Source organism: Xanthomonas codiaei (genome assembly GCF_002939785.1).
Taxonomy (GTDB): Bacteria; Pseudomonadota; Gammaproteobacteria; order Xanthomonadales; family Xanthomonadaceae; genus Xanthomonas; species Xanthomonas codiaei.
On sequence record NZ_MDEC01000001.1, the window covers coordinates 127,898 to 151,634 of the forward strand.

Annotated in this window: 20 protein-coding genes, 1 pseudogene and 1 riboswitch; of the genes and pseudogenes, 19 read left to right on the forward strand and 2 right to left on the reverse strand. The window is 67.3% G+C overall.

Annotation, left to right across the window (positions count from 1 at the left end):
* The first annotated feature begins 1 nt into the window (after position 1).
* The 6 genes from XcodCFBP4690_RS00515 to clpB all read left to right on the forward strand — a co-directional run bounded on the left by XcodCFBP4690_RS00515 (position 2) and on the right by clpB (position 7,934).
* The gene (locus tag XcodCFBP4690_RS00515) at positions 2 to 1,330 is read left to right on the forward strand and encodes an LLM class flavin-dependent oxidoreductase (protein ID WP_104539119.1); all 1,329 of its coding nucleotides are present in this window, start codon (positions 2 to 4) and stop codon (positions 1,328 to 1,330) included.
* 16 nt (positions 1,331 to 1,346) lie between these two features.
* A complete protein-coding gene (gene mgrA / locus XcodCFBP4690_RS00520; protein WP_104539120.1) occupies positions 1,347 to 2,387 on the forward strand; it encodes an L-glyceraldehyde 3-phosphate reductase in 1,041 nt (346 codons plus the stop codon).
* 46 nt (positions 2,388 to 2,433) lie between these two features.
* Positions 2,434 to 3,486, forward strand: coding sequence for an aliphatic sulfonate ABC transporter substrate-binding protein (locus XcodCFBP4690_RS00525; protein ID WP_410049744.1), 1,053 nt, complete (start codon positions 2,434 to 2,436; stop codon positions 3,484 to 3,486).
* Positions 3,487 to 3,532: 46 nt separating this feature from the next.
* Positions 3,533 to 4,327 carry an aliphatic sulfonate ABC transporter permease SsuC gene (gene ssuC, locus XcodCFBP4690_RS00530; protein ID WP_104539279.1) on the forward strand — a complete coding sequence of 265 codons (795 nt, stop codon included), beginning with the start codon at positions 3,533 to 3,535 and terminating at the stop codon, positions 4,325 to 4,327.
* Entirely contained in the window at positions 4,324 to 5,157 is an 834-nt protein-coding gene (locus XcodCFBP4690_RS00535) for an ATP-binding cassette domain-containing protein (RefSeq protein ID WP_104539121.1), read from the forward strand. The genes ssuC and XcodCFBP4690_RS00535 overlap by 4 nt, the downstream gene beginning before the upstream one ends.
* Before the next feature lie 191 nt (positions 5,158 to 5,348).
* Positions 5,349 to 7,934 (forward strand): ATP-dependent chaperone ClpB, encoded by a 2,586-nt coding sequence (gene clpB, locus XcodCFBP4690_RS00540; protein ID WP_104539122.1) that lies wholly within the window; start codon positions 5,349 to 5,351, stop codon positions 7,932 to 7,934.
* Positions 7,935 to 8,158: 224 nt separating this feature from the next.
* Here clpB and XcodCFBP4690_RS00545 read toward each other — a convergent pair whose 3' ends face one another.
* Complete coding sequence (locus tag XcodCFBP4690_RS00545; protein ID WP_104539123.1) at positions 8,159 to 8,953, reverse strand: hypothetical protein; 795 nt, start codon at positions 8,951 to 8,953, stop codon at positions 8,159 to 8,161.
* A 180-nt stretch (positions 8,954 to 9,133) separates the two neighbouring features.
* Between XcodCFBP4690_RS00545 and XcodCFBP4690_RS00550 the strand changes: the two genes are divergently transcribed.
* From XcodCFBP4690_RS00550 to XcodCFBP4690_RS00610, 13 genes and pseudogenes are all read left to right on the forward strand, one after another.
* Positions 9,134 to 10,420 carry an O-acetylhomoserine aminocarboxypropyltransferase/cysteine synthase family protein gene (locus XcodCFBP4690_RS00550; RefSeq protein ID WP_104539124.1) on the forward strand — a complete coding sequence of 429 codons (1,287 nt, stop codon included), beginning with the start codon at positions 9,134 to 9,136 and terminating at the stop codon, positions 10,418 to 10,420.
* A 166-nt stretch (positions 10,421 to 10,586) separates the two neighbouring features.
* A riboswitch (cobalamin riboswitch) is annotated at positions 10,587 to 10,810 on the forward strand.
* Between the two features lie 116 nt (positions 10,811 to 10,926).
* A complete protein-coding gene (gene btuB / locus XcodCFBP4690_RS00555; RefSeq protein WP_104539125.1) occupies positions 10,927 to 12,804 on the forward strand; it encodes a TonB-dependent vitamin B12 receptor in 1,878 nt (625 codons plus the stop codon).
* 86 nt (positions 12,805 to 12,890) lie between these two features.
* Positions 12,891 to 13,484, forward strand: a complete 594-nt coding sequence (locus XcodCFBP4690_RS00560; protein ID WP_104539126.1) for a hypothetical protein — start codon at positions 12,891 to 12,893, stop codon at positions 13,482 to 13,484.
* Positions 13,481 to 14,092, forward strand: a complete 612-nt coding sequence (locus XcodCFBP4690_RS00565; RefSeq protein WP_104539127.1) for a hypothetical protein — start codon at positions 13,481 to 13,483, stop codon at positions 14,090 to 14,092. The genes XcodCFBP4690_RS00560 and XcodCFBP4690_RS00565 overlap by 4 nt, the downstream gene beginning before the upstream one ends.
* Positions 14,089 to 14,700, forward strand: coding sequence for a cob(I)yrinic acid a,c-diamide adenosyltransferase (gene cobO, locus XcodCFBP4690_RS00570; protein ID WP_104539128.1), 612 nt, complete (start codon positions 14,089 to 14,091; stop codon positions 14,698 to 14,700). The genes XcodCFBP4690_RS00565 and cobO overlap by 4 nt, the downstream gene beginning before the upstream one ends.
* 64 nt (positions 14,701 to 14,764) lie before the next feature.
* Entirely contained in the window at positions 14,765 to 15,679 is a 915-nt protein-coding gene (cbiB, locus tag XcodCFBP4690_RS00575) for an adenosylcobinamide-phosphate synthase CbiB (RefSeq protein ID WP_104539129.1), read from the forward strand.
* Between the two features lie 102 nt (positions 15,680 to 15,781).
* On the forward strand, positions 15,782 to 16,765 hold the full coding sequence (cobD, locus tag XcodCFBP4690_RS00580) for a threonine-phosphate decarboxylase CobD (protein ID WP_104539280.1): 984 nt from the start codon (positions 15,782 to 15,784) through the stop codon (positions 16,763 to 16,765).
* Positions 16,762 to 18,237 carry a cobyric acid synthase gene (locus tag XcodCFBP4690_RS00585; protein ID WP_104539130.1) on the forward strand — a complete coding sequence of 492 codons (1,476 nt, stop codon included), beginning with the start codon at positions 16,762 to 16,764 and terminating at the stop codon, positions 18,235 to 18,237. Before cobD ends, XcodCFBP4690_RS00585 begins: the two co-directional genes overlap by 4 nt.
* Positions 18,225 to 18,760: pseudogene (gene cobU / locus XcodCFBP4690_RS00590) on the forward strand (bifunctional adenosylcobinamide kinase/adenosylcobinamide-phosphate guanylyltransferase). Before XcodCFBP4690_RS00585 ends, cobU begins: the two are co-directional and overlap by 13 nt.
* The gene (gene cobT, locus XcodCFBP4690_RS00595) at positions 18,757 to 19,803 is read left to right on the forward strand and encodes a nicotinate-nucleotide--dimethylbenzimidazole phosphoribosyltransferase (RefSeq protein ID WP_104539131.1); all 1,047 of its coding nucleotides are present in this window, start codon (positions 18,757 to 18,759) and stop codon (positions 19,801 to 19,803) included. Before cobU ends, cobT begins: the two are co-directional and overlap by 4 nt.
* Positions 19,800 to 20,414: a histidine phosphatase family protein gene (locus XcodCFBP4690_RS00600; RefSeq protein WP_104539132.1), complete on the forward strand. Its 615-nt coding sequence runs from the start codon at positions 19,800 to 19,802 to the stop codon at positions 20,412 to 20,414. Before cobT ends, XcodCFBP4690_RS00600 begins: the two co-directional genes overlap by 4 nt.
* The gene (locus XcodCFBP4690_RS00605; RefSeq protein ID WP_104539133.1) at positions 20,411 to 21,181 is read left to right on the forward strand and encodes an adenosylcobinamide-GDP ribazoletransferase; all 771 of its coding nucleotides are present in this window, start codon (positions 20,411 to 20,413) and stop codon (positions 21,179 to 21,181) included. Before XcodCFBP4690_RS00600 ends, XcodCFBP4690_RS00605 begins: the two co-directional genes overlap by 4 nt.
* Positions 21,182 to 21,614: 433 nt before the next feature.
* Entirely contained in the window at positions 21,615 to 22,748 is a 1,134-nt protein-coding gene (locus tag XcodCFBP4690_RS00610) for a hypothetical protein (RefSeq protein ID WP_104539281.1), read from the forward strand.
* Between the two features lie 9 nt (positions 22,749 to 22,757).
* On the opposite strand, the gene XcodCFBP4690_RS00615 is transcribed toward XcodCFBP4690_RS00610, so the two are convergent.
* Positions 22,758 to 23,324 carry a hypothetical protein gene (locus XcodCFBP4690_RS00615; RefSeq protein WP_104539134.1) on the reverse strand — a complete coding sequence of 189 codons (567 nt, stop codon included), beginning with the start codon at positions 23,322 to 23,324 and terminating at the stop codon, positions 22,758 to 22,760.
* Positions 23,325 to 23,737: the final 413 nt, after the last annotated feature.

Genomic DNA, 23,737 nt, shown 5'->3' on the forward strand with positions numbered 1-23,737 from the left:
GATGAGCGCGCCGCGTCAGCTGTCGCTGGGGGCCTTCCTGATGGCGACCGGCCACCACGTGGCGGCATGGCGTCACTCGCAGGTGAGCGCTGACACGCTGGATTTTGCGCAGTACCGCGAGATGGTGCGCATCGCCGAGGCGGCCAAGTTCGATGCGGTGTTCGTCGCCGACAGCCTGGCCGCCGCTGGCGGGCCGATCGCGCCGCGCATGGCGCGTTCCAGCCTGTTCGAGCCGCTGACCCTGCTCAGCGCCCTGGCCGTGGCGAGCGAACGTATCGGGCTGATCGCCACCATGACCACCAGCTACAACGAGCCGTATCACGTGGCGCGCAAGTTCGCCTCGCTGGATCATCTGTCCGGCGGGCGTGCCGGCTGGAACCTGGTCACCTCCGATGCCGCCGACGAAGCGCTGAACTTCAATCGCGACGCGCACTACGTGCATGCCGAGCGCTATGCGCGGGCGCGCGAATTCCAGCAGGTGGTGGCCGGGCTGTGGGACAGCTGGGACGACGATGCCTTCATCGCCGACAAGGCGGCCGGCCTGCATCACGACCCGGCGCGTGCGCACGTGCTCGACCACCGCGGCGCGCATTTCCAGGTGCGTGGACCGCTGAACATCGCGCGTGCTCCGCAGGGGCACCCGGTGCTGGTGCAGGCCGGCTCGTCCGAGCCTGGGCGCGCACTGGCGGCAGAGACCGCCGAGGTGGTGTTCACCGCGCAATCCTCGCTGGCCAAGGCGCAGGCGTTCTATGCCGACATCAAGGGGCGGCTGGAGCAGTTCGGCCGGCCGCGCGATGCCTTGAAGGTGCTGCCCGGCGTGTTCATCGTGGTGGGGCAGAGCCAGGCCGAAGCGCAGGAAAAATTCGAGCAGTTCCAGCAGCTGGTGGAGCCGGAAGTGGGCATCGCGCTGCTCTCGCGCATGCTGGGCAACTTCGATCTGTCCGGCTACCCGCCCGATGGCCCGCTGCCGGAGCTGCCGCTGACCGAGACCGGGCAGCGCAGCCGCCAGCAGCTGTTCACCGAACTGGCAGGGCAGGAACAGTTGAGCATTGCCCAGCTCGGGCGGCGCATCGCCGGCGGGCGCGGGCACTACAGCCTGATCGGCACGCCCACCCGGATCGCCGACGAGCTGCAGGCCTGGTTCGAGCAGGACGCAGCCGATGGCTTCAACGTGCTGGTGCCGCACCTGCCGGCGGGGCTGGCCGACGTGGCCACGCACGTGGTGCCGGAATTGCAGCGGCGCGGGTTGTTCCGGCGTGAGTACCAGGGGCGCACCTTGCGCGATCATCTGGGGCTGCAACGCCCCGTCAATCGCTTCAGCGCACGCTGACTTACCGGACACTGTCATGAGCTATCTCGCACATCCCGACCGTTACGACCGTATCGCCTACCGCCGTGTCGGCCGTAGCGGCCTGGTGCTGCCCGCATTGTCGCTGGGCCTGTGGCACAACTTCGGCGACAGCACGCCGATCGATACCCAGCGTGCGTTGTTGCGCACCGCATTCGACCTGGGCATCACCCACTTCGACCTGGCCAACAACTACGGTCCGCCCTACGGCAGCGCGGAACGCAACTTTGGCCGCCTGCTGCGCGAGGATTTCAAGCCGTATCGCGACGAGTTGATCATCTCCACCAAGGCCGGCTGGGACATGTGGCCGGGCCCGTACGGGCAGGGCGGCAGCTCGCGCAAATACCTGCTGTCCAGCCTGGACCAGAGCCTGCAGCGGTTGGGCGTGGACTATGTGGACATCTTCTATTCGCACCGCTTCGATGCGGACACGCCGCTGGAAGAAACCGCAGGCGCGCTGGCAAGTGCGGTGCAGCAGGGCAAGGCCCTGTACGTGGGCGTGTCATCGTATTCGTCGGCGCGCACGCGCGAGATCGCTGCGCTGCTGGGTGAGTGGAAGGTGCCGCTGCTGATCCATCAGCCCGCCTACAACCTGTTCAACCGCTGGCCGGAGCAGGACCTGCTGGACACCACCGCCGACCTCGGCGCCGGCGTGATCGCCTTTACGCCGCTGGCGCAGGGCCTGCTCACCGGCAAGTACCTGCAGGGCGTGCCGGCCGATGCGCGGGTCAACCGCCCAGGCGGTCAGTCGCTGCGCCCGGAGCATCTGTCCGAAGACAACCTGCAGCGTGCGCGCGGCCTGGACGGCATCGCGCGCCAGCGCGGGCAGAGCCTGGCCCAGCTGGCGTTGGCCTGGGTGTTGCGCGATGCGCGCGTGAGCTCGGCGCTGCTGGGTGCCAGCCGCCCGGAGCAGCTGGTGGAGAACGTGGCGGCGCTGCAGAACCTGCATTTCAGCCCGGAAGAGTTGGCCGAGATCGATCGCCACGCGGTCGAGGGCGGTATCAACCTCTGGGAAAAACCGTCCACCGATTGGCGATAAGGAGGGGGCGATGCGCGATGGGTTTCCAGCAGCGAGCATGCACGCCATGACGATGTTTCCCACCCACGAGTCCAGGCGTTCGGGGGCGGCGAATGCTGCCGTGCGTGCCGGACTGGCACGCGTCGGGGCCGTGGTGTTTGCCAGGCGCATCACAGCGCTGGTGTTGCTGTGCCTGGCGTGGATGCAGGCCGCTGCAGCCGCCGAGCCGGCGCAATTGCGCATCGGCTACCAGAAGGCGGTGTCCAGCCTGGTGTTGGCCAAACAGCATCGGCTGCTGGAGCAGCGCTTTCCGCGCACCAGGATCAGCTGGGTGGAATTTCCTGCCGGCCCGCAGCTGCTGGAAGCCTTGAACGTGGGCAGCATCGATCTGGGCGGTGCCGGCGATATCCCGCCGCTGTTCGCCCAGGCGGCCGGCGCGGATCTGTTGTACGTGGGCTGGGTGCCGCCCACGCCCAAGGCCGAGACGATTCTGGTGCCGGCCAGGAGCACGCTGCGGCGCGTGGCCGACCTCAAGGGCAAGCGCGTGGCTTTCCAGAAGGGCTCGAGTGCGCACAACCTGCTGCTGCGGCTGTTGGCCAGGTCCGGGCTGAGCATGCGCGACATCACCCCGTTGTACCTGTCGCCGGCCAATGCGCGCGCCGCGTTCGCGGCCGGGCAGGTGGACGCCTGGGCGATCTGGGACCCGTGGTATTCGGCCTTGACGCTGGATGGCAGTGCGCGCCTGCTCGCCAATGGCGAGGGGCTGGGGCTGACCGGCGGTTTCTTCCTGTCGTCGCGGCGTTATGCGACGGCGTGGGGGCCGTTCGTGCAGCAGGTGATGGGCACGCTCAACCAGGCCGATGGCCTGCTGGAGCGCGACCGTGCTGGCAGCATCAAGACACTGGCGCAGGTCAGCGGGCTGTCGCCGGCGGTGGTGGAGCGCACGCTGGCGCATCGCCCGCCGGCCAGCGTGCAGCCGCTGAGCGCGCAGGTGATCAAGGCGCAGCAGGCCACCGCCGATCTGTTCTTCGCACAGCGCCTGTTGCCCAAACGCGTGCTGGTGGCACCGGCGGTGTGGCGTGCGCCCGCCAGCGTTGCCGCACAGGCCGCAGCAAAGTGATGCGCGCGCTGACTTGGACACGGTGCTGCAGCCGGCCGGTGCGCGCATGAGCACGCCGCTGCGCCAGTGGAGCGGCCGGCTGGTGCCGTGGCTGTTGCCGTTGGCGGTGCTGACCGCCTGGCAGATCGCCGCGTCCACCGGCTGGCTGCCCGAGCGCATTCTCCCGGCACCCGATGCGGTGCTGCGCGCGGCAGCCACGCTGGTGCAAAGCGGCGAGCTGTGGCAGCACCTGGCCATCAGCAGCTGGCGCGCGGCGCTGGGGCTGGCCATCGGCGGTGGCATCGGGCTGGCGCTGGGCCTGCTGACCGGCGTGTCGCCGGTGGCCGAGCGGCTGCTCGACAGCAGCCTGCAGATGCTGCGCAACGTGCCGCATCTGGCGCTGATTCCGCTGGTGATCCTGTGGTTCGGCATCGACGAGGGCGCCAAGCTGTTCCTGGTGGCGCTGGGCACCTTCTTCCCGATCTACCTCAATACCTATCACGGCATCCGCAGCGTGGACCCGGCACTGATCGAGATGGCGCGCAACTACGGCCTGCGCGGGCCGCAGTTGTTCGTCGACGTGCTGTTGCCCGGCGCGCTGCCGTCGATCCTGGTGGGGCTGCGCTTCGCATTGGGGCTGATGTGGCTGACCCTGATCGTGGCCGAAACCATTTCGGCCAGCTCCGGCATCGGCTACCTGGCGATGAACGCACGCGAGTTCCTGCAGACCGACATCGTGGTGGTGGCGATCGTGCTGTATGCGCTGCTTGGCAAGCTGGCCGACCTGGCCGCGCGCGGACTGGAAGCCTGGTGGCTGGGTTGGCATCCAGCACAGCAACGGCGTGCGGAGCTGCGCCGATGAGCGCGGTCGACACCGGCCTGCCGCTGCGCTTGCGCGGCATTGGCAAGCGCTATGGCGACAGGGAGGTCTTGCGCGGCATCGACCTGGAGATCGCGCCGGGCGCCTGCGTGGCAGTGGTCGGACGCAGTGGCTGTGGCAAGAGCACCTTGCTGCGGGTGATCGCCGGACTTGAGGCGGCCGATACCGGCGGCGTCGACAGCGCTGATGCAGCGCTGGCGGCGCAACGCGATGCAGTGCGGCTGATGTTCCAGGATGCTCGGCTGCTGCCGTGGAAGCGCGTGATCGACAACGTGGCGCTCGGGCTGGGCCGCGCCGGGCGTGCGCAGGCGCAGGACGCGCTGGATGCCGTGGGCCTGGGCGCGCGTGCAGGCGATTGGCCGGCGGCGCTGTCGGGCGGCCAACGGCAGCGGGTGGCGCTGGCGCGTGCGCTGGTGCATCGGCCGCGGCTGTTGCTGCTGGACGAGCCGCTGGGCGCGCTGGATGCGCTCACCCGCATCGAGATGCAGCAACTGATCGTGCAGCTATGGCAGCAGTACGGTTTTACCGTGGTGCTGGTGACCCATGACGTGGCCGAGGCCTGCGCGCTGGCCGACCGCATCGTGGTGATCGAGCATGGCCAGATCGGCCTGGATCTGGCGGTGCCGGTGGCGCACCCGCGCACCCCGGGCATGCCGGCACTGGCGGCACTCCAGGCGCAGGTGCTGTCGCGTCTGCTGGCCGGCGGGGCGGTGGAGGCAGCGGTGCTTGCCGGCGAGGCCGATGCCGGCCAGGACGCTGCCAGCCGCACCGCTTCGATGCGGGCAGGAGCGCCGCTGCGGCGGATCGGGTAGCGCCCGGGCGCTGCGACCCCGGCACGGTGCCGCCCGCACCGTGCCGCCTGGGCTGCATCACGCCCGGCCTGGTGCGGGAACGCCGAGCGCTGGCGCGACCTTCGTGTCGCAGCACACCTTGAAACGCCGCCTGGCAACCGCATCTGCTCGGTATCGCCGGACATGCCGGCCACCCGTTCAGAGGAATCCCCATGCGGATGGACAAACTCACCTCGCGGTTCCAGCAGGCCTTGGCCGACGCACAGTCGCTGGCCGTGGGACGCGACCACAACATCATCGAACCGGTCCACGTACTCACCGCGCTGCTCGACCAGAGCGGCGGCAGCACGCGCCCCTTGCTGTCGCAGGCCGGCGTCAACGTGCCGCTGCTGCGCGAGCGCCTGGGCGAGGCGCTGGAAACCTTGCCCAAGGTGTCCGGGCAGGAAGGCAATCTGTCGATCGGCAACGATCTCAACCGCCTGCTCAACCAGACCGACAAACTCGCCCAGCAGCACGGCGATGCCTTCATCGCCAGCGAGTGGTTCGTGCTGGCCGCCGCCGACGATGCCAGCCCGCTAGGCGTGGCGCTGCGTGCGGCCGGTGGCGACAAGAAGAAGATCGAAGCGGCCATCGACAAGCTGCGCGGCGGCGAGACCGTGCAGTCGGAAAACGCCGAAGAACAGCGTCAGGCGCTGGAGAAGTACACCATCGACCTGACCGCGCGCGCCGAAAGCGGCAAGCTCGATCCGGTGATCGGCCGCGATGAGGAAATCCGCCGCACCATCCAGGTCCTGCAGCGGCGCACCAAGAACAACCCGGTGCTGATCGGCGAGCCCGGCGTGGGCAAGACCGCCATTGTCGAAGGCCTGGCCCAGCGCATCATCAACGGCGAAGTGCCTGAAGGCCTGCGCGGCAAGCGCGTGCTGTCGCTGGACATGGGCGCGCTGATCGCAGGCGCCAAATTCCGCGGCGAATTCGAAGAACGCCTCAAAGCGGTGCTCAGCGACCTGTCCAAGAACGAAGGCCAGATCATCCTGTTCATCGACGAGCTGCACACCATGGTCGGCGCGGGCAAGGCCGATGGCGCGATGGATGCCGGCAACATGCTCAAGCCGGCGCTGGCGCGCGGCGAGCTGCGTTGCATCGGCGCCACCACGCTGGACGAATATCGCAAGTACATCGAAAAGGATGCCGCGCTGGAGCGCCGCTTCCAAAAGGTGTTCGTGGGCGAGCCGACGGTGGAGGACACCATCGCCATCCTGCGTGGCCTGAAAGAGCGTTACGCGGTGCATCACGGCGTGGAGATCACCGACCCGGCCATCGTTGCCGCCGCCACGCTATCCAACCGCTACATCACCGACCGTCAGCTGCCGGACAAGGCCATCGACCTGATGGACGAAGCCGCCTCGCGCATCCGCATGGAGATCGACTCCAAGCCCGAGGAGCTCGACCGCCTGGAGCGCCGCCTGATCCAGCTCAAGATCCAGCGCGAAATGCTCAAGAAGGAAAAGGACGAGGCCTCGCGGCAGCGCCTGGCCGACCTGGAAAGCGACATCGACAAGCTCGAACGCGAGTTTTCCGATCTCAACGAGGTGTGGAAGTCGGAGAAGGCCGCGCTGCAGGGCACCACCAAGATCAAGGAGCAGATCGAGCACGCCAAGCTGGAGCTGGAAGCCGCGCAGCGGCGGCAGGACTACGCCAAGATGAGCGAGATCCAGTACGGCGTATTGCCGCAACTGGAAAAGCAGATGCTGCTGGCCAACGAAGTGGAGCACCACGACTTCAAGCTGGTGCAGGACCGCGTGACCGCCGAGGAGATTGCCGAGGTGGTGTCGCGCTGGACCGGCATTCCGGTCAACAAGATGCTCGAAGGCGAGCGCGACAAATTGCTGCGCATGGAAGACGAATTGCATCACCGCGTGGTCGGCCAGAACGAGGCGATCAAGGTGGTGTCCGATGCAGTACGTCGTTCGCGCGCCGGTCTGTCCGACCCCAATCGTCCCAGCGGCTCGTTCCTGTTCCTGGGTCCTACCGGCGTGGGCAAGACCGAGCTGTGCAAGGCGCTGGCGGAGTTTCTGTTCGACAGCACCGAGGCGATGATCCGCATCGACATGAGCGAATTCATGGAGAAGCACTCGGTGGCGCGGTTGATCGGTGCGCCTCCGGGCTATGTGGGTTATGAGGAGGGCGGTTATCTCACCGAGGCGGTGCGTCGTCGTCCGTATTCGCTGATCCTGCTGGACGAGGTGGAAAAGGCGCATGCCGATGTGTTCAACATCCTGTTGCAGGTGCTCGACGATGGCCGCCTCACCGATGGCCAGGGGCGTACCGTGGACTTCCGCAACACCGTCATCGTGATGACCTCCAACCTGGGCTCGCACCAGATCCAGGAGCTGTCCGGCGACGGCAGCGCCGAGGCCTATACGCAGATGAAGGCGGCAGTGATGGGCGTGGTGCAGGCGCATTTCCGCCCGGAGTTCATCAACCGCCTGGACGACATCGTGGTGTTCCATCCGCTGGACAAGGCGCAGATCAAGTCGATTGCGCGCATCCAGCTGCAGGGCCTGGAAAAGCGCCTGGCCGAACGCGGCCTCAAGCTGGACCTGGACGACGCCGCGCTGGAGCTGCTGGGCAATGTCGGCTTCGACCCGGTGTACGGCGCGCGCCCGCTCAAGCGCGCGATCCAGGCGCAGGTGGAAAACCCGCTGGCCCAGCAGATCCTGTCGGGCCAGTACGCCAGCGGCGAGACCGTGCGCGTGCGTGCGCAGGGTGGGCATCTGGAGTTCGGCAAGGGGTGATCGACGCTCTGGCACCACCGATCGGGCGCGGCTTGCGCGGCCGATCGGTGCCTGCCTTTCCACAGATCTGCTGCAGGTTGGACGTGGAGCAGCATGCTCCGATGATCGGGTTGAATGCGGGTGGCCTGCGATGCGCCGGCTGTCGGCCCTGCAGCGGTAGGCAAGGGTCGGAGGCGCCGATCAGTCGCCCGGCCATCGGTCTCGCCGGCTGAGGTCCAGGCCGGTCAGTCCCAGGTCGCGAGGGAGATGCTCGCCACACAGGATGTCCCGGGACTGGCGCGCTGGTCGACGAAACGGCCCTGGAGTGTTGCGTCGACGACGGTTTTTTCGTTGCCCCGTCGGAAGGAGATGCCAACGCCGTCATCGAAGATGGCCAGTTCTTCGTCGGGAGCCTGCAGCCCGGTGTATTCCCCGACGAATCCGGCACGCGTCATCCGTTGGATCAACTCGCTCAGCCGCAGAGGACAGTGCTGTCCCATATCGCGTTGCATAGAATCATGCTTGTCGGATGCATCGCTGTCGCCTGTCCCGTCCACGGTAGTGAACAACGAAAACGAGAGGCCCCCCGGCCTGTACGTCACTTCGATCCGCTGTTGGTATGGCGTGCCTGCTTCCTGGGTGAAGGCGGTGAACACTTGGCCGATTGGCTGCTGCGGCGAGGGATTCCATGGTTCGGCGCGTGCGGGCGGCAACAGCCCTTGCACGAAATCGACGCCGAAGGCCGTACACAGGTGTGTGAGTTTGAGGGCGGTCCGATTTCCTGCTGTCACCTCTGACAGGAGGCCGAGATAACGCTCGGTCTGTTCGCGGATGGAGACAGCATCGAACACACTGCTCGGGTCGGCCTTGCGAACCCGCTGCCGGCCGCAATCGCCAGGCTGCGACCACTGCAGCAGCGCATCATTCTCAGCTGGCGGCGCAGCGTGCGCGCCTGGCGCGGTGAGCAGGGCGACTACCGTTAACGCAACCGCCAGATGGCTTCGCATCGCTTCACGTCCTTTGAGCGTCTGCACGATCATACGCAGTGGTTGTGGCGTTGGCGACTGACCGCGCCGCGAGCGGCAGGCGGATGTTGGCGAGCGTGGGCGGGGCGGGTCTGCTGGTCACGAGGTCACGAGGTCATGAGGTCATGACGTGCTGTCATGAATTGAAGGCCGCTGGCCGGGTATTTTGTTGCGTCGTCCCCAGCGAGCCGTGCCATGACCGATCCGCAGTGGAAACCTGAAACCATCGCCGTGCATGGGGGCTATCGCCCCGACCCGACTACGCGCGCGGTGGCGGTGCCGATCTACCAGACCGTGGCCTATGCCTTCGACGACACCCAGCATGGTGCGGACCTGTTCGACCTGAAGGTGCAGGGCAATATCTACAGCCGCATCATGAACCCCACCAACGACGTGCTGGAGCAGCGTGTCGCTGCGCTGGAAGGCGGCATCGGGGCGCTGGCGCTGGCATCGGGGCAGGCGGCGGTGACCTATGCGATCCAGACCATTGCCGAGGCGGGCGACAATATCGTCTCGTCCAGTGCGCTATATGGCGGCACCTACAATCTGTTCGCGCATACGCTGCCGCAGTTCGGCATCAGTACGCGGTTTGCCGACTACCGCGATCCGCAAGCGTTCGCCGGCCTGATCGACGAGCGCACCAAGGCGGTGTTCGTCGAGTCGATCGGCAACCCGCGCGGCAATATCACCGACATCCAGGCCGTGGCCGCGGTAGCGCATGCGCACGGCGTGCCGCTGATCGTGGACAACACCGTGGCCACGCCGTCGCTATTGCGGCCGATCGACTTCGGTGCCGACATCGTGGTGCATTCGTTGACCAAGTACCTGGGCGGGCATGGCAACAGCATCGGCGGCGCGATCGTGGACAGCGGGCGGTTTCCGTGGGCCGCGCACAAGACGCGCTTTGCGCGCCTCAACGAGCCGGATGTGAGCTACCACGGCGTGGTCTATACCGAGGCCCTGGGCGAGGCTGCCTATATCGGCCGCGCGCGGGTGGTGCCGCTGCGCAATACCGGTGCGGCGCTGTCGCCGTTCAATGCGTTCCTGATCCTGCAAGGCATCGAGACCTTGCCGCTGCGCATGGAGCGCATCAATGCCAATACCCTGGCGATTGCCCGGTACCTGCAGCAGCATGCGCGCGTGGCCTGGGTCAATTACGCGGCGCTGCCCGATCACCCCGAGCACGCGCTGGCGCAGAAGTACCTGGGCGGCCATGGCTCGGGCGTGCTGACCTTCGGCTTGCCCGGTGGGCGCGCGGCAGGCGCCCGATTCCTGGATGCGCTGCAGCTGTTCACGCGGCTGGTCAATATCGGCGATGCCAAGTCGCTGGCGACGCACCCGGCGTCCACCACCCATCGGCAGCTGGGGCCGGCCGAGCTGGAACATGCCGGCGTCAGCGAGGACACCGTGCGCCTGTCGATCGGCATCGAGCATATCGACGATCTGCTGGCGGATCTGGAGCAGGCGCTGCAGGGGGCGTGAGATGCACATAAGGCTTCGCTCGCACCCTCATCCGGCGCTGCGCGCCATCTTCTCCCCATGACGGGGGGACAATGTCCCGATGGGAGAAGGAAACCATCGTTGACCATCCCGGCGCGTGGCGACGCGCCTGGCTTGTCCGGTGGTCGCAGACCGTGGAGGCGCCTGCTACCATGCGCGGCCCTGAGGTGACTGCCGGCTGGCCGGTGGTTTAAACGGGAATCCGGTGCGCGCATCGCCTTGGCGGGCGCAAGTCCGGAGCTGCCCCCGCAACGGTGGGCGAGACAAGGGTCTGCACGTAACGCCACTGTGCTGTGCATGGGAAGGCGCAGGCCCGGGAAGCGACCGCTTCCGCTCGCGAGCCCGGAGACCGGCCTGAAGGGATTGACCCGGCACGCGGTGGGCGTGGCCCTGTGCATCTGGTGCCCGCGCGCCGGACGCCTGGCCCGTTGCTGCCTGCCACCCCATCGCCCCCGCGCGGGTAGGCGCGGTTCCAGGAGCAGCAGTCGATGTCCGTTTCTTCCGTTTTGCCGCGTCGCGCCGTGCTGGCGGCGGGTCTGTCGTTGTGCGTGGCCTCGCTGGCCCAGGCCGAGGCCGCCATCGATCTGGACGAAGTGGTGGTGACCGCCTCGCGCACCGCACAGACCCAGGACCAGACGCTGGCGCCGGTCACCGTGATCGACCGCGCGCAGATCGAGCGCCGCCAGGTCAATTCGTTGCAGGACCTGCTGCGCGGCGAAGCCGGCGTGTCGCTGGCCAACAACGGTGGCCCGGGCAAGGCGACCTCGTTGTTCCTGCGCGGCACCGAGTCGGACCATCTGGTGGTGCTGATCGACGGCGTGCGTATCGGTTCGGCCACCGCCGGTGGCGCGGCGCTGCAGGACCTGCCGATCGAGCAGATCGAACGGATCGAAATCGTGCGCGGGCCGTTTTCCAGCCTGTATGGCTCCGAGGCATTGGGCGGGGTGATCCAGATCTTTACCCGTCGCCCGCAAGGCAGTTTCGTGCCCACGCTCAGCGTGGCGGCCGGTAGCGACAATGCGCGCCGTTACGGGGCCGGTGTCGCCGGGCGCAGCCAGGGCGACCTGAGCGAGGCCGGCGGCTGGTATTCGGTCAACGCCGTGCATGACGAAACCGATGGCATCAATGCGTACCTGGATACCAGCTCCAGCGCCTACGATCCGGACCGCGATGACTATCGCAACGATTCGTTGAGCATGCAGGGCGGCTGGCGCTTCAACCGGCAGTGGGATGCCGATGTGCATGCGTTGCGCACGCAGAGCCGCAACGAATACGACGGCTCGGCCTTCGGCGGCAACCTGGGCAAGGGCGTGCAGCAGGCCGTGGGCGGGCGCGTGCGCTATGCGCCCAGCGACGCGCTCAAATTCACCGCCAGCCTGGGGAGCAGCGCCGACCTGAGCGATAGCTATTACGACGGCGCGTACCTGTCCACCTACGACACGCGCCGCAAGCAGGGCGCGTTGCAGGCCGACATCACCACCGCGCCCGGTCTGCTCACGGTTGGCTTCGACTGGCAGCGCGATGCCATCGCCAGCAGCGACAGCTACGATGCCGACAGTCGGATCGACCGCGCGGCCTTTGCGCAGTGGCAACAGCGCTTCGGCAGCCAATCGCTGCAGGCCAGCCTGCGGCGCAACGACAACAGCCAGTTCGGCGGCAAGACCACCGGCAGCCTGCTGTGGGGTTGGGATTTCGCCGATCATCTGCGCCTGACCGCCAGCTACGGCACTGCGTTCAAGGCGCCTACCTTCAACGAGCTGTACTACCCCGATTTCGGCAATCCGCTGCTGGGGCCGGAAACCTCCAAGAGCGCCGAGTTGGGCCTGCGTGGCAGCTACGACTGGGGCGTGTGGACGCTCAGCGCGTTTCAGACCCACATCGACGATCTGATTGCCTACGATGCGGGGCTGGTGGATGCCACCCATCCGTTCGGGCAGCCGAACAACATCGACAAGGCGCGCATCCGCGGTGTGGAAGCCGGCTACGACACCGAGCTGGCCGGCTGGACCCTGCGCAGCGCGCTGACCTGGCTACAGCCGCAGGCCGATGGCGAGGTCGATCGTTGCAACTGGTTGCCGCGCCGCGCACGCCAGAGCGGGCGGATCGATGCCGACCGCAGCTTCGGCGCGTTCGGCGTGGGCGCGAGCCTGTTCGGCTCGGGCAGGCGCTACGACGACCTGGCCAATACCGAGCGACTGGCCGGCTACGGCTTGCTGGATCTGCGCGTGAGCTATGCGGTGAACGCGGACTGGAAGGTGCAGTTCACCGCCAACAACGTGTTCGACCGCCAGTACGAAACCGCGCGCTGGTACGCACAGCCGGGACGCAACTACCTGCTGACCTTCCGCTACCAACCGGCGCAGTGAGACGGGGCAAACCCTGCGGTTGATCGAGGTAGACAGGCGGCCGGTGTGGACCGGTCGCCCTGCTTGCCACTCTTCGAGGAACATCGATGACCCCACTGTCCCGTCCTGCCCAGCGCAACCTGCTCATCGCCCTGATGCTGGCGATGACGGCCACCCGCTTCCATCACGTGGGCGATTGGCTGCATCTGCCCGATGCCTCGATGGCGGTGTTCTTCCTTGGCGGCCTGGCGCTGCGCCGGCACGCGGCGTTCGCGCTGTTGCTGGTGCTGGCGGTGCTGATCGACTGGGCCGCGGTCTCGCTGGCCGGCGTCAGCGACTTCTGCATCACCGCCGCCTACGCCGAGTTGCCGCTGGCCTATGCCGTGCTGTGGTACGCCGGCCGTGCGTTCCAGGCGCGCCTTGCACCTGCGGCGATGTCGTTGTGCGCGGCCTGGGCGTTGGGGGTCGCGGCTGCAGCGGTGTCGTTCCTGATCTCCAATGGCGCGTTCTATTGGCTGGGCGGGCGCTATCCCGACCCGCACTGGGCGCAGTACCTGCAGCGTGCGTGGCAGTGGGGCCCGGTGTTCGTGCGTAGCACTGCGCTGTATCTGGCGGTGGCGCTGGCCGTTGCGGGGTGTGTGCTGCGCTGGCGCACCAGCCGCGATGCCGCCGATTCGACCACCGCGCTGGAGCTGTCATGACCGTCGCTTCGCATCAGGCCGCGCCCGCGCGAACGGCCCTGCACGGCGGGGCCGCATGGGCCTGTGGCAGCGCACTGGCGCTGCTGATGGTCTGCACCCGCGGCCAGCATTTGGCCAGCGTGGACGTGTTGCCGAGCGCCTCGTGGGCGGTGTTCTTCCTGGCCGGTGCATTGCTGCGCCCGGTGTGGATGCTGCCGCTGCTGTTCGGGCTGGCCTCGGCACTGGATCTGATCGGCCTGGCCTCCGGCAGCATCGACGACTGGTGCCTGTCGCCAGCGTACTGGGCGCTGGCGCTTGCCTATGCCGCGTTGTGGCTGGGCGGGCGGTGGTCTGCCGTGCGGTTTCAACGCGATGCATGGGCAGGCCTGCCACGTGTGCTTGGCGCGCTGTTGCTCAGCGGTAGCGCGGCCTACCTGCTGTCCAAGGGTGGCTTTTATTTCCTTTCCGGCCGCTATCCGCAGGCCACGCTTGGCGGCTTCCTGGCCCGCGTGCCGGTGTACTACCCACGCGCGCTCGGCACCCTGGCCGGCTACGTGGGTGTCACTTTCGCATTGCTTGCCGCAGGGCGCAGCCTTGCCGCACGTCCACTGATGGGAGAGCGCGCATGACCACCCCAGAACACGACGACGCGCATTATCGGCAACGCGCGCAACGCAAGAAGGAACTGGTGGACCGGCGCATCGCGCGCGCGGTGATCGACCGCGGCGTGTTGCTGGTCAATACCGGCAACGGCAAGGGCAAGAGTTCGTCCGGCTTCGGCATGCTGGCGCGCTCGCTCGGGCACGGCTTGCACTGCGGCGTGGTGCAGTTCATCAAGGGCACGTTCTCCACTGGCGAAGAGGCATTCTTTCGCCGTTTTCCCGACCTGCTCGACTACCACGTGATGGGCGAGGGCTTCACCTGGGAAACCCAGGACCGCAACGTGGATATCGCCGCCGCGCAGGCGGCCTGGCAGCTGGCACGCGGCATGCTCGCCGATGCACGCTACGACTTCGTACTGCTGGACGAACTCAATATCGCCCTGGTGAAGGACTATGTTGCGTTGGACCAGGTGCTGGCCGCAGTAGCCGCGCGTCCGCCCGGCCAGCATGTGGTGATCACCGGACGCGGAGCGCCCGCCGGCCTGATCGAAGTGGCCGACACCGTCACCGAGATGCGGCTGGTCAAACATGCCTTCAACGCCGGCATCAAGGCGCAGCTCGGCATCGAGCTGTAGGCATGGGCGCGCGCGGCTTGCCCGGCGGTGGGCTGAGGTGTGGCATCACGCTGTGCCGCGCCCGATGCTGCTGATGACGGCCACCGCAGCAGTGCTGCTGGATCTGCTGCTGGGCGAGCCGCGGCGGGCGCATCCACTGGTGCTGTTCGGGCGGTGGGCGCAGCGCATCGAGCAACGCCTGCACCGTGACCACCGCAGCGCCGGCGTGCTGGCGTGGTGCGTGACGGTGCTGCCGTGGACGCTACTGGCCGCAGGGCTGCAGGCACTGCTGTGGTGGTGGTCGGCCTGGGCGGCAGCGGGGTTTGCCGCCGTGATGCTGTATCTGGCACTGGGATTGCGCAGCCTGGGCGAACACGCGCAACCGGTGATCGCTGCGTTGCAGGCCGACGACCTGCCGGCAGCGCGCGCGGCAGTGGCCCGCATCGTCAGTCGCGATACCGCCGCGCTGGATGCCACGCAGGTGGCCGCGGCCGCCACCGAATCGGTGTTGGAAAACGGTAGCGACGCCGTATTCGCCGCGTTGTTCTGGGGCGTGGTGCTGGGTGCGCCGGGCGCGGTGTTGTACCGGCTGTCCAATACGCTGGATGCGATGTGGGGCTATCACACGCCGCGCTATGTCAGCTTCGGCTGGGCGGCGGCACGGATCGACGATGTGCTCAACTGGTTGCCGGCACGCCTGACCGCGGCCACCTACGCCGCGCTCGGCGCAACGCACGTGGGCCTGCGCTGCGCCTGGCGCCAGGGCCGCGGCTGGAAAAGCCCGAATGCCGGGCCGGTGATGGCCGCCGGTGCCGGCGCGCTGCGCGTGCGCCTGGGTGGCCCGGCGCCGTATCACGGCCAGTGGCAGCCACGTCCCGGCTTGGGCGAGGGCGCTCCGGCCAGTGCCGACAGCGTGCGCCGCGCGCTGTTGCTGGTGCGCGCAGGCGTGCTGCTCTGGTTGCTGCTCGGCGCCTTGCTGATGGCGATGGTGATGCAATGATCGCAGCCGATGCCGACCGCCGCACCGGCTGTGCACTGCGCGGCTGTGCAGTACACGATTGCGACCGGCCGCGGCGCCATGTCTTTTCCTTCGGAGCACCGCATGCTTGAACACGGAGGCCGGTTGCGCCGCGCCGCGCAGACCTACGGAATTCCGCTGGCGCAGTGGCTGGATTTGTCCACCGGGGTGAGCCCGTTTGCCTGGCCGGTGCCGGCGCTTCCGCAGCCGGTGTGGCAGCGCCTGCCCGAAGACGACGACGGCCTGGCCGCGACCGCGGCGGCGTACTACGGCGCGCCGCAGGTGCTGCCGGTGGCCGGCTCGCAGGCGGCGATCCAGGCGCTGCCGCTGCTGCGTGGTCGCGGCCGCGTGGGCGTGCTCGCGCCGGGCTATGCCGAACATGCGCATGCCTGGCGGCGCGCCGGCCACAGCGTGGTGCCGCTGCCGGCAGCGGCCTTGCTGCAGGCGGCGGAGACCTTCGATGTGGTGGTGCTGATCCATCCGAATAATCCCTGCGCGGACCGCTTCGATCGCGAGGTTCTGTTGCAGCTGCATGCGCGGATGGCGGCGCGGGGCGGCTGGCTGGTGATCGACGAGGCCTTCATGGATGCGACCCCGCAGGCGAGCGTGTGCGCGCACACGCAGCAGCCGGGCCTGGTGGTGCTGCGCTCGGTGGGCAAGTTCTTCGGCATGGCCGGCGCGCGGGCCGGCTTCGTGTGCGCGCATCCGCCGCTGCTGGATGCCTTGCGCGAACAGCTGGGGCCATGGTCCGTGAGCGGGCCCACCCGCTGGGCCGTGCAGCAGGCCCTGGCCGATACCGGCTGGCACGTGCAGGCACGCGCGCACCTGCACGCCGCATCGCAGCGGCTGGCGCTGTTGCTGCGTCGCCACTGCATCGTGCCCTCGGCCGGCACCGCGTTCTTCCAGTGGTGCGAACGCGCCGATGCGCAGGCCCTGCACGTGGCGCTGGCACAGCGTGGCATCCTCACCCGGCTGTTCGAGATGCCGGCCAGCCTGCGCTTCGGCCTGCCGCCCGATGCGGCCGGCGAGGCGCGCCTGGACGCGGCACTGCGCGAGCTGCTGGCATGAGCGCGCGCGTGCTGATGGTGCAGGGTTGCACCTCCGACGCCGGCAAGAGCACCCTGGTGGCTGCACTGTGCCGTTGGCTGCACCGCCAGGGCGTGGCGGTGGCGCCGTTCAAGCCGCAGAACATGGCGCTCAATTCGGCGGTCACCGTCGATGGCGGCGAGATCGGCCGTGCGCAGGCCGTGCAGGCACAGGCCTGCGGGCTGGAGCCGCACACCGACTTCAACCCGGTGCTGCTCAAGCCCAACAGCGACACCGGTGCACAGGTGATCGTGCACGGGCGGGCGGTGGCCACGCTGGATGCGGTGGGCTATCACGCCTACAAGTCCACCGCGCTCAGCGCCGTGCTGGCCTCGCACGCCCGCCTGGCCGAGCGCTTCGAGGTGGTATTGGTGGAAGGCGCCGGCAGCCCGGCTGAGATCAACCTGCGCGCCAACGACATCGCCAACATGGGCTATGCCGAGGCGGTGGATTGCCCGGTCCTGCTGATCGCCGACATCGACCGCGGCGGCGTGTTCGCGCATCTGGTCGGCACCCTGGCATTGCTGTCGGACAGCGAGCGCGCGCGCGTGGCGGGGTTTGTCATCAATCGTTTTCGTGGCGACCTGGCACTGTTGCAACCCGGTCTGGACTGGCTGGAACGCGAAACCGGCAAACCCGTGCTGGGTGTGTTGCCATATCTGCATGGGTTGCAGCTGGAGGCCGAAGACGCGTTGCCGCGGCACGCCGTGCACAAACCGGATGCGCCATTGCGCGTGGTGGTGCCGGTGCTGCCGCGGATCAGCAGCCACACTGATGTCGATGCCTTGCTGGCGCATCCACAGGTCGATGTGCAGCTGGTCGGCCCGGGGCAGCTGCCGCCGCCTTGCGATCTGATCGTGCTGCCGGGAAGCAAGTCCACCCGCCACGATCTGGACTGGTTGCGCGCGCAGGGCTGGGAGAGCGCCATTGCGCGCCACCTGCGCTACGGCGGCAAGGTGCTCGGCATCTGTGGCGGCCTGCAGATGCTGGGCGAGCAGATCCACGACCCCGACGGCATCGAAGGCCCGCCCGGCAGCAGTGCAGGGCTGGGCTGGCTGGCGCTGGACACGCAGCTGCATCCGCACAAGCAGCTGCATCGCGTGCAGGGGCGCTTGCTGCTGGGCGATGCGCGTGCGCACGGCTACGAGATCCATTGCGGCATCAGCACCGGCGCGGCACTGACGCGTCCGCTGCTGCGGCTGGACGATGGCCGCAACGATGGAGCCATGTCCGAGGACGGCCAGGTGCTGGGCACGTATCTGCACGGCATCTTCGACCACCCGCAGGCACTGCATGCATTGCTCGCATGGGCCGGCCTGGCGCAGGCGCTGCCGGTGGATCTTGCCGCGCTGCGCGAGGCCACGCTCGAGCGCCTGGCCGATGCGGTGCAGACACATCTGGATACCGCCGCACTGACGCGGCTCACCTGCAGGGACCCGTCATGCGGCAGTTGATCCTGGGAGGCGCCCGCTCCGGCAAGAGCGCACTGGCCGAAGGCTTCGCCGCCAGCGCTCTCGCCGCCGGCACCGCTGCCGAGGTGGCCTATGTCGCCACCGCGCAGGCCTTCGATGCGGAAATGCAGCAGCGCATCGCGCATCACCGTAGCCGGCGTCCGCCGCAGTGGCAGTGCGTGGAAGAACCCATCGCCCTGGCGGCCACCCTGCAGGCGCTGGCGGCGCCGCAGCGCTGCGTGCTGGTGGATTGCCTGACCCTGTGGCTGAGCAACCTGCTGGGTCACCCGGATGCGGATACCTTCGCGCGCGAGCGCGCGGCGTTGCTGGCCACGCTGCCGCAGCTGCCGGGGCAGATCGTGCTGGTCAGCAACGAGGTGGGGCAGGGCATCGTGCCGCTGGGCGAACTTACGCGGCGTTTGTCGACGAGGCCGGCTGGCTGCACCAGGCATTGGCGCTACAGTGCGAGCGGGTGGTGTTGGTGGTGGCGGGCTTGCCGATGGTGTTGAAGGGAGAGGTGCGATGAGCAGCGACTGGATCTTTGCGCCCTGCGCGGTGCCGGATGCGCGCGTGCGTGCAGCTGCGCTGGCACGGCAGGAACAACTGACCAAGCCGCACGGTGCGCTGGGCCGGCTCGAGCAACTGGCGGTGCAGCTGGCGGCCTGGCAACGCAACGAGCATCCGCTGATGCAGCGGATCTGGATCGCGGTGTATGCCGCCGACCACGGTGTGGCGGCCGAAGGCGTGTCTGCGTTTCCGCAGGCGGTGACCGGTGAGATGGTGCGCAACTTCGCCCGTGGCGGTGCCGCGATTTCGGTGCTGGCGCGCGAACTGGGGGCACGGCTGGAGGTGGTGAACCTGGGCGTGGTCAACGACCCGGGCGAGCTGCCGCGTGTGCGCCGTGCCTGGATCGCGCCTTCCAGCGCCAATATCTGCGAACAACCGGCCATGACGCCCGGCCAGCTGCGCGACGCGCTTGCCGCGGGTGCCCAGAGCATTGCGCAGGCAAGCAGCTGCGATACGCAGCTGTTCGTGGGCGGCGAGATGGGCATCGGCAACACCACCGCTGCGGCCGCGCTGGGCTGCGCGCTGTTGTCGCAGTTTCCGCAATCGATGGCCGGCGCCGGTACCGGGCTGGATGCCGAAGGCATCGCACACAAGGCCACCGTGATCACTCGCGCGCTGGCGCTGCATGCCGATGCCGCCACCCCGCTGGAGCGCCTGCGCCGGCTCGGCGGTTTCGAGATTGCCGCCCTGGTGGGCGCCTACATCGCCGCTGCGCAGGCCGGCATCCCAGTGCTGGTGGATGGCTTCATCACCACCGCCGCGGCACTGGTGGCCACCCATCTCAACCCTGGCGTGCGGCAGTGGCTGCTGTTCGGGCATCGCTCGCAGGAGCGCGGCCACGCGGCGTTGCTGCGCGCGCTGGATGCCGAGCCGCTGCTGCAGCTGGACCTGCGCCTGGGCGAAGCCAGCGGCGCGGCGGTGGCGATCCCGCTGCTGCGCAGCGCCTGCGCCCTGCACAACGGCATGGCCACCTTTGCCGAAGCCGGAGTCTCCGACGCATGAGCGCGCAGATCACCTTGCTGCGGCACGGCGATACCGGCCAGCGCAGCTATCGTGGCCAGCTCGACGACCCGCTCACCGAGCTGGGTTGGCAGCAATTGCGCGCAGCCACCGCCGATGGCAGCTGGGACGTGGTGGTGGCCTCCACGTTGCAGCGCTGTGCAGCGTTTGCCGCCGAACTTGCCGGCGCGCGCGGCTTGCCGTTGCAGCTGGACCCGCGGCTGCGCGAATACCACTTCGGCCGCTGGCAGGGTGTGCCGGTGGCCGATATCGATCGCGACGAAGGGCAAGCGCTGGGCCGCTTCTGGGCCGACCCGCTGCGCTACCCGCCGCCGCAGGCCGAACCGTTTACCGACTTCTGCGCGCGCCTGTCGGCCGCGCTCGACGCCATCGTCGCCCGCTACCCGGCACGGCGCGTGCTGGTGGTCACCCACGGCGGCGCCATTCGCGCCTTGCGTTGCCTGGTCGCCGGTAGTGGTTTCGGCCGGATGACCGAACTGGCGGTGCCGCATGCATCGCTGCATCCGCTGGCCTGGCCGCCAACCGACGCGGCTGGCGCCCCGAGCCCGCCGCTCTCGTCCACGGCATCGCCACCGGCGCACGGCACCGAATGATCGACGGGCTGCTGGCGGCGATCGGGTTCCTGACCCGCATCCCGGTGCCCGCCCGGGTGTTCACGCGCGCAGGCGCGCAGGCGCGCTCGCTGTGCTGGTACCCGCTTGTGGGTGTGTTGCTCGGTGGGGTGGTGTGCGGGTTGGCCTGGTGCCTGCGCGAAGTTGCGCCGTTGCTGGGCGCAGCGTTGCTGTTGAGCGCCTGGGTGTGGCTGACAGGCGCCTTGCACCTGGATGGCCTGGCCGACACGACCGATGCCTGGGTCGGGGGCCTGGGCGAACGCGCACGCACGCTGGCGATCATGAAGGACCCCACCAGCGGCCCAATGGCGGTGACCGCGGTGGTGCTGGTGTTGCTGCTCAAATGCGCCGCATTGGCCAGCCTGCTGGCGCAGGCGCAGGCGCAGGCGCAGGCGCCGGCGCCGGCGCCGGCGCCGGCCACGCTATGGCTGGCGCCGCTGCTGGCACGCAGCGCGCTGGTTGCCGCGTTCCTGAGTACGCCGTACGTGCGCGCCGGCGGGCTTGGCAGCGCGCTGGTGGGCGCACCGCGTGCCGGCCTGTGGCTGGCGCTGATCGCCGCCGCGGCGGTGTGCATGGTGGCCGGGCTGGCGACCGCCTTGCTGTGCGGCGGCATCACCGCAGTGGTGTTCGCGCTCTGGCGCCGCGCCTGCCTGCAGCGCCTGGGCGGCATGACCGGCGACACCTGTGGCGCCCTGGTGGAACTGACCGAAACCGCGGTGCTGGTGACGCTGGCGCTGTGGTCGGGTTGAGCAGGCAGGTGCTGTAGCGCAGTCAATCGTCCTCCCGACTGATGGACCCCGGCCCGCGCATCGTTTGCGCCTGCGCAGCGGCCGTGGGCGCTGCGGCCATCGGCATCCGTCAGCGTGTGTTGCCTGCTGCGTTTTCCGGCGCAGGTGCAACACAGGCGTCGCTCGTGGCTTCCCGGCACTTGGAGAAGTCCCGCGCTTGGTCTACAAGCCTAACGGGGGCGTTCTGCAACAAGGCTTAGCATTTCCGACGTCGCTGCAGCACAATCGACCTGGAAGCGCCTGTTTCCGACAGGCGCTTTAAAAAATCGCGTACTCAAATTTTGAGAACGTCTTGATCTCAGTAGTATACGTGCGCGGTAGAACGCGAGTTGATATAACGGGTAAGGAAGCGCTCATGACACGACAAATCACAAAACTCGTAATCGGCGCGGGCATAATGGCCATCGCAACGCAAGTCGGGGCCAGCGAGTTTCTGATCGATATGCAAGGTGCAGCCGGAAATCGCGTCAATGTCTACGCCAATGACGCGACGATCGACCACACACCGATCAATGATGTCATGGATCCTGGCCTAAGCCGGATCCGTCAGATTGATTTGACAATGGTCTATGAAGCGGTCGACCAGCCCCTATGGCTGGAATATCAACTCCAGTTCAAATGCCCCAAGCCGAGTCGTCGCGGCCGTGGCGCGCCCAAGCGCAAGGCTGATTCAACCGGCATATTGGAAATGCCGGATTCCGTAGAATTCCGGGTGGCCAGCGGCGCAAAGGCCATGAAACAGGATCCGGCGATCATTGATCTCCAGCCCACCGATTGGCAAAGTACTACCAGCTTCACGATGCGACAGGCATGGAATGTAGCCTGCAACAGTGACAGCATTATCGGCGCCAAAGAAGCTGCGTCGGTCAATCGTGTGGTTCAGGCCGACACATTGCGACCGAAACTGGCAGCCATCGGTTTGAATGGACTGGAACTGGTTCCCGATGGACTGTCAATGAGTTCGCTTGCCGACTTTACCTGGGAAAAGTTGTGGTCCGATGTGCCGAAGCCCGCGATCAATAGCGGCCGCAAACTGACGCCAGCGGAATCGGCAGCGCTCACGGCAAAATTGGCCCAAATGCAGCAACAAGTAACCGAAGCACAGGGGATGGTGCAGGGCAACCTGGCGGCAATGAAGGCCGATATGGACTTTACTCAGATCGCCGCTGAATACCGTGGGAAAAGGCGTTTATCGCGTAGTGAATCGCTCCTGGTCCAGGTGTGGCTGGGTAAGACTGAGCAAGAGGTCGTCGCCGCGAACGGCAACCCAGCTGTCCGTCAGGCCGGGATCGCGCGGACGCTCTCTTATGGGCAGGCCTTTGACAATCGCGTCATGTGGCAGAATCTCGTGACCGGCGCGACTTACGATGGCGGCGGTTATAAAAGTTGCAACGTCCGCTATGTGTTGATCCCGGACAGCGCCGGGATGCTAAGGGTTGCCGATGTGAATATCTTCGTTGAGTCAAGTGGCGACACAAGAGGGATGGGGCGCGCCTGCACCGACATCTTGAACGTGCCAAACGGCTGAAATCACGGTCTATTTTCGAGCCGCGCTCATGCAAGCCGAAAGCTGGCGATACGCCAGCTGCAACTGGACAACTTTTGACCGGAACACCTCTTTCCCCTGAAGCTGGATGGCGAATTCATTACTGTCCGGCTTTTCCTGCACCGATTTCTGAACGTCGATGGTCAGCAACAACGCCCCACTGCTCTGGCCAGGCATGCTCACATGGGCGGCCTGAACATTCTGAGCAGGGTAGTTGGTAGATGACAACGTGATCGGAGCGATCTCGGGCTTTGTCACCGGTGGGATTGCCTCGCTGATGAACCAAAGACTGCCACGACTCTTTCGCGCCATCCCAGCGTCGGCGGGACCGCGAAGCGACAACGTGGAATCTGGCGTGATGAAATTAACCGAGCAGTGGTAACCGGTGTTGATGGGTTCGCGTACCAGCACCCAATTGCCCTCAATCCCTTTGTAGAAGGATTCGCTGAACATCGGCTTGTTCGGATCCGCGCCCCCGAGCAACTCAGGGGCGATTTGAGCAGCGCAGGGGCTAGTCCATGCCATAGTGACTACTAAGCCGATCAGCCAATTCTTCATCTGAAATCGTTCTCCATTCGTTGGTCCTTGACATACGGTTTCGTGCAATTCTTGTCGCGACCCCATGCAAGCGGCTACGGGCCATAGCTTAGCCTTCCAGGATTGCAGTGGGAGTTCTACCCCGTTTGCACGGACACTGACAAGAAGTCGATTCGGGGCATGAGGAGTATTCATGTCAAAGCCTAGGAAGTTCAGTGCCGAGTTCGAGCGCGGTGCAGTTGAGCAACGGTTCCAAGCGTGCAGCTTCCAGCATCCGGTGCCATTCCTGCGCTTGGCAGGCGTGAGCGACAGCCGGGCCAAATCTTCCGGGAGCAGCTCGCGACCTTCCGGGAGTGATCAGGCGATCACCGAGGAAATAGAACCGGCCCGAGCGTCGGTCAGATCCATACGATGGTGCGGGTCGAACTCAATTT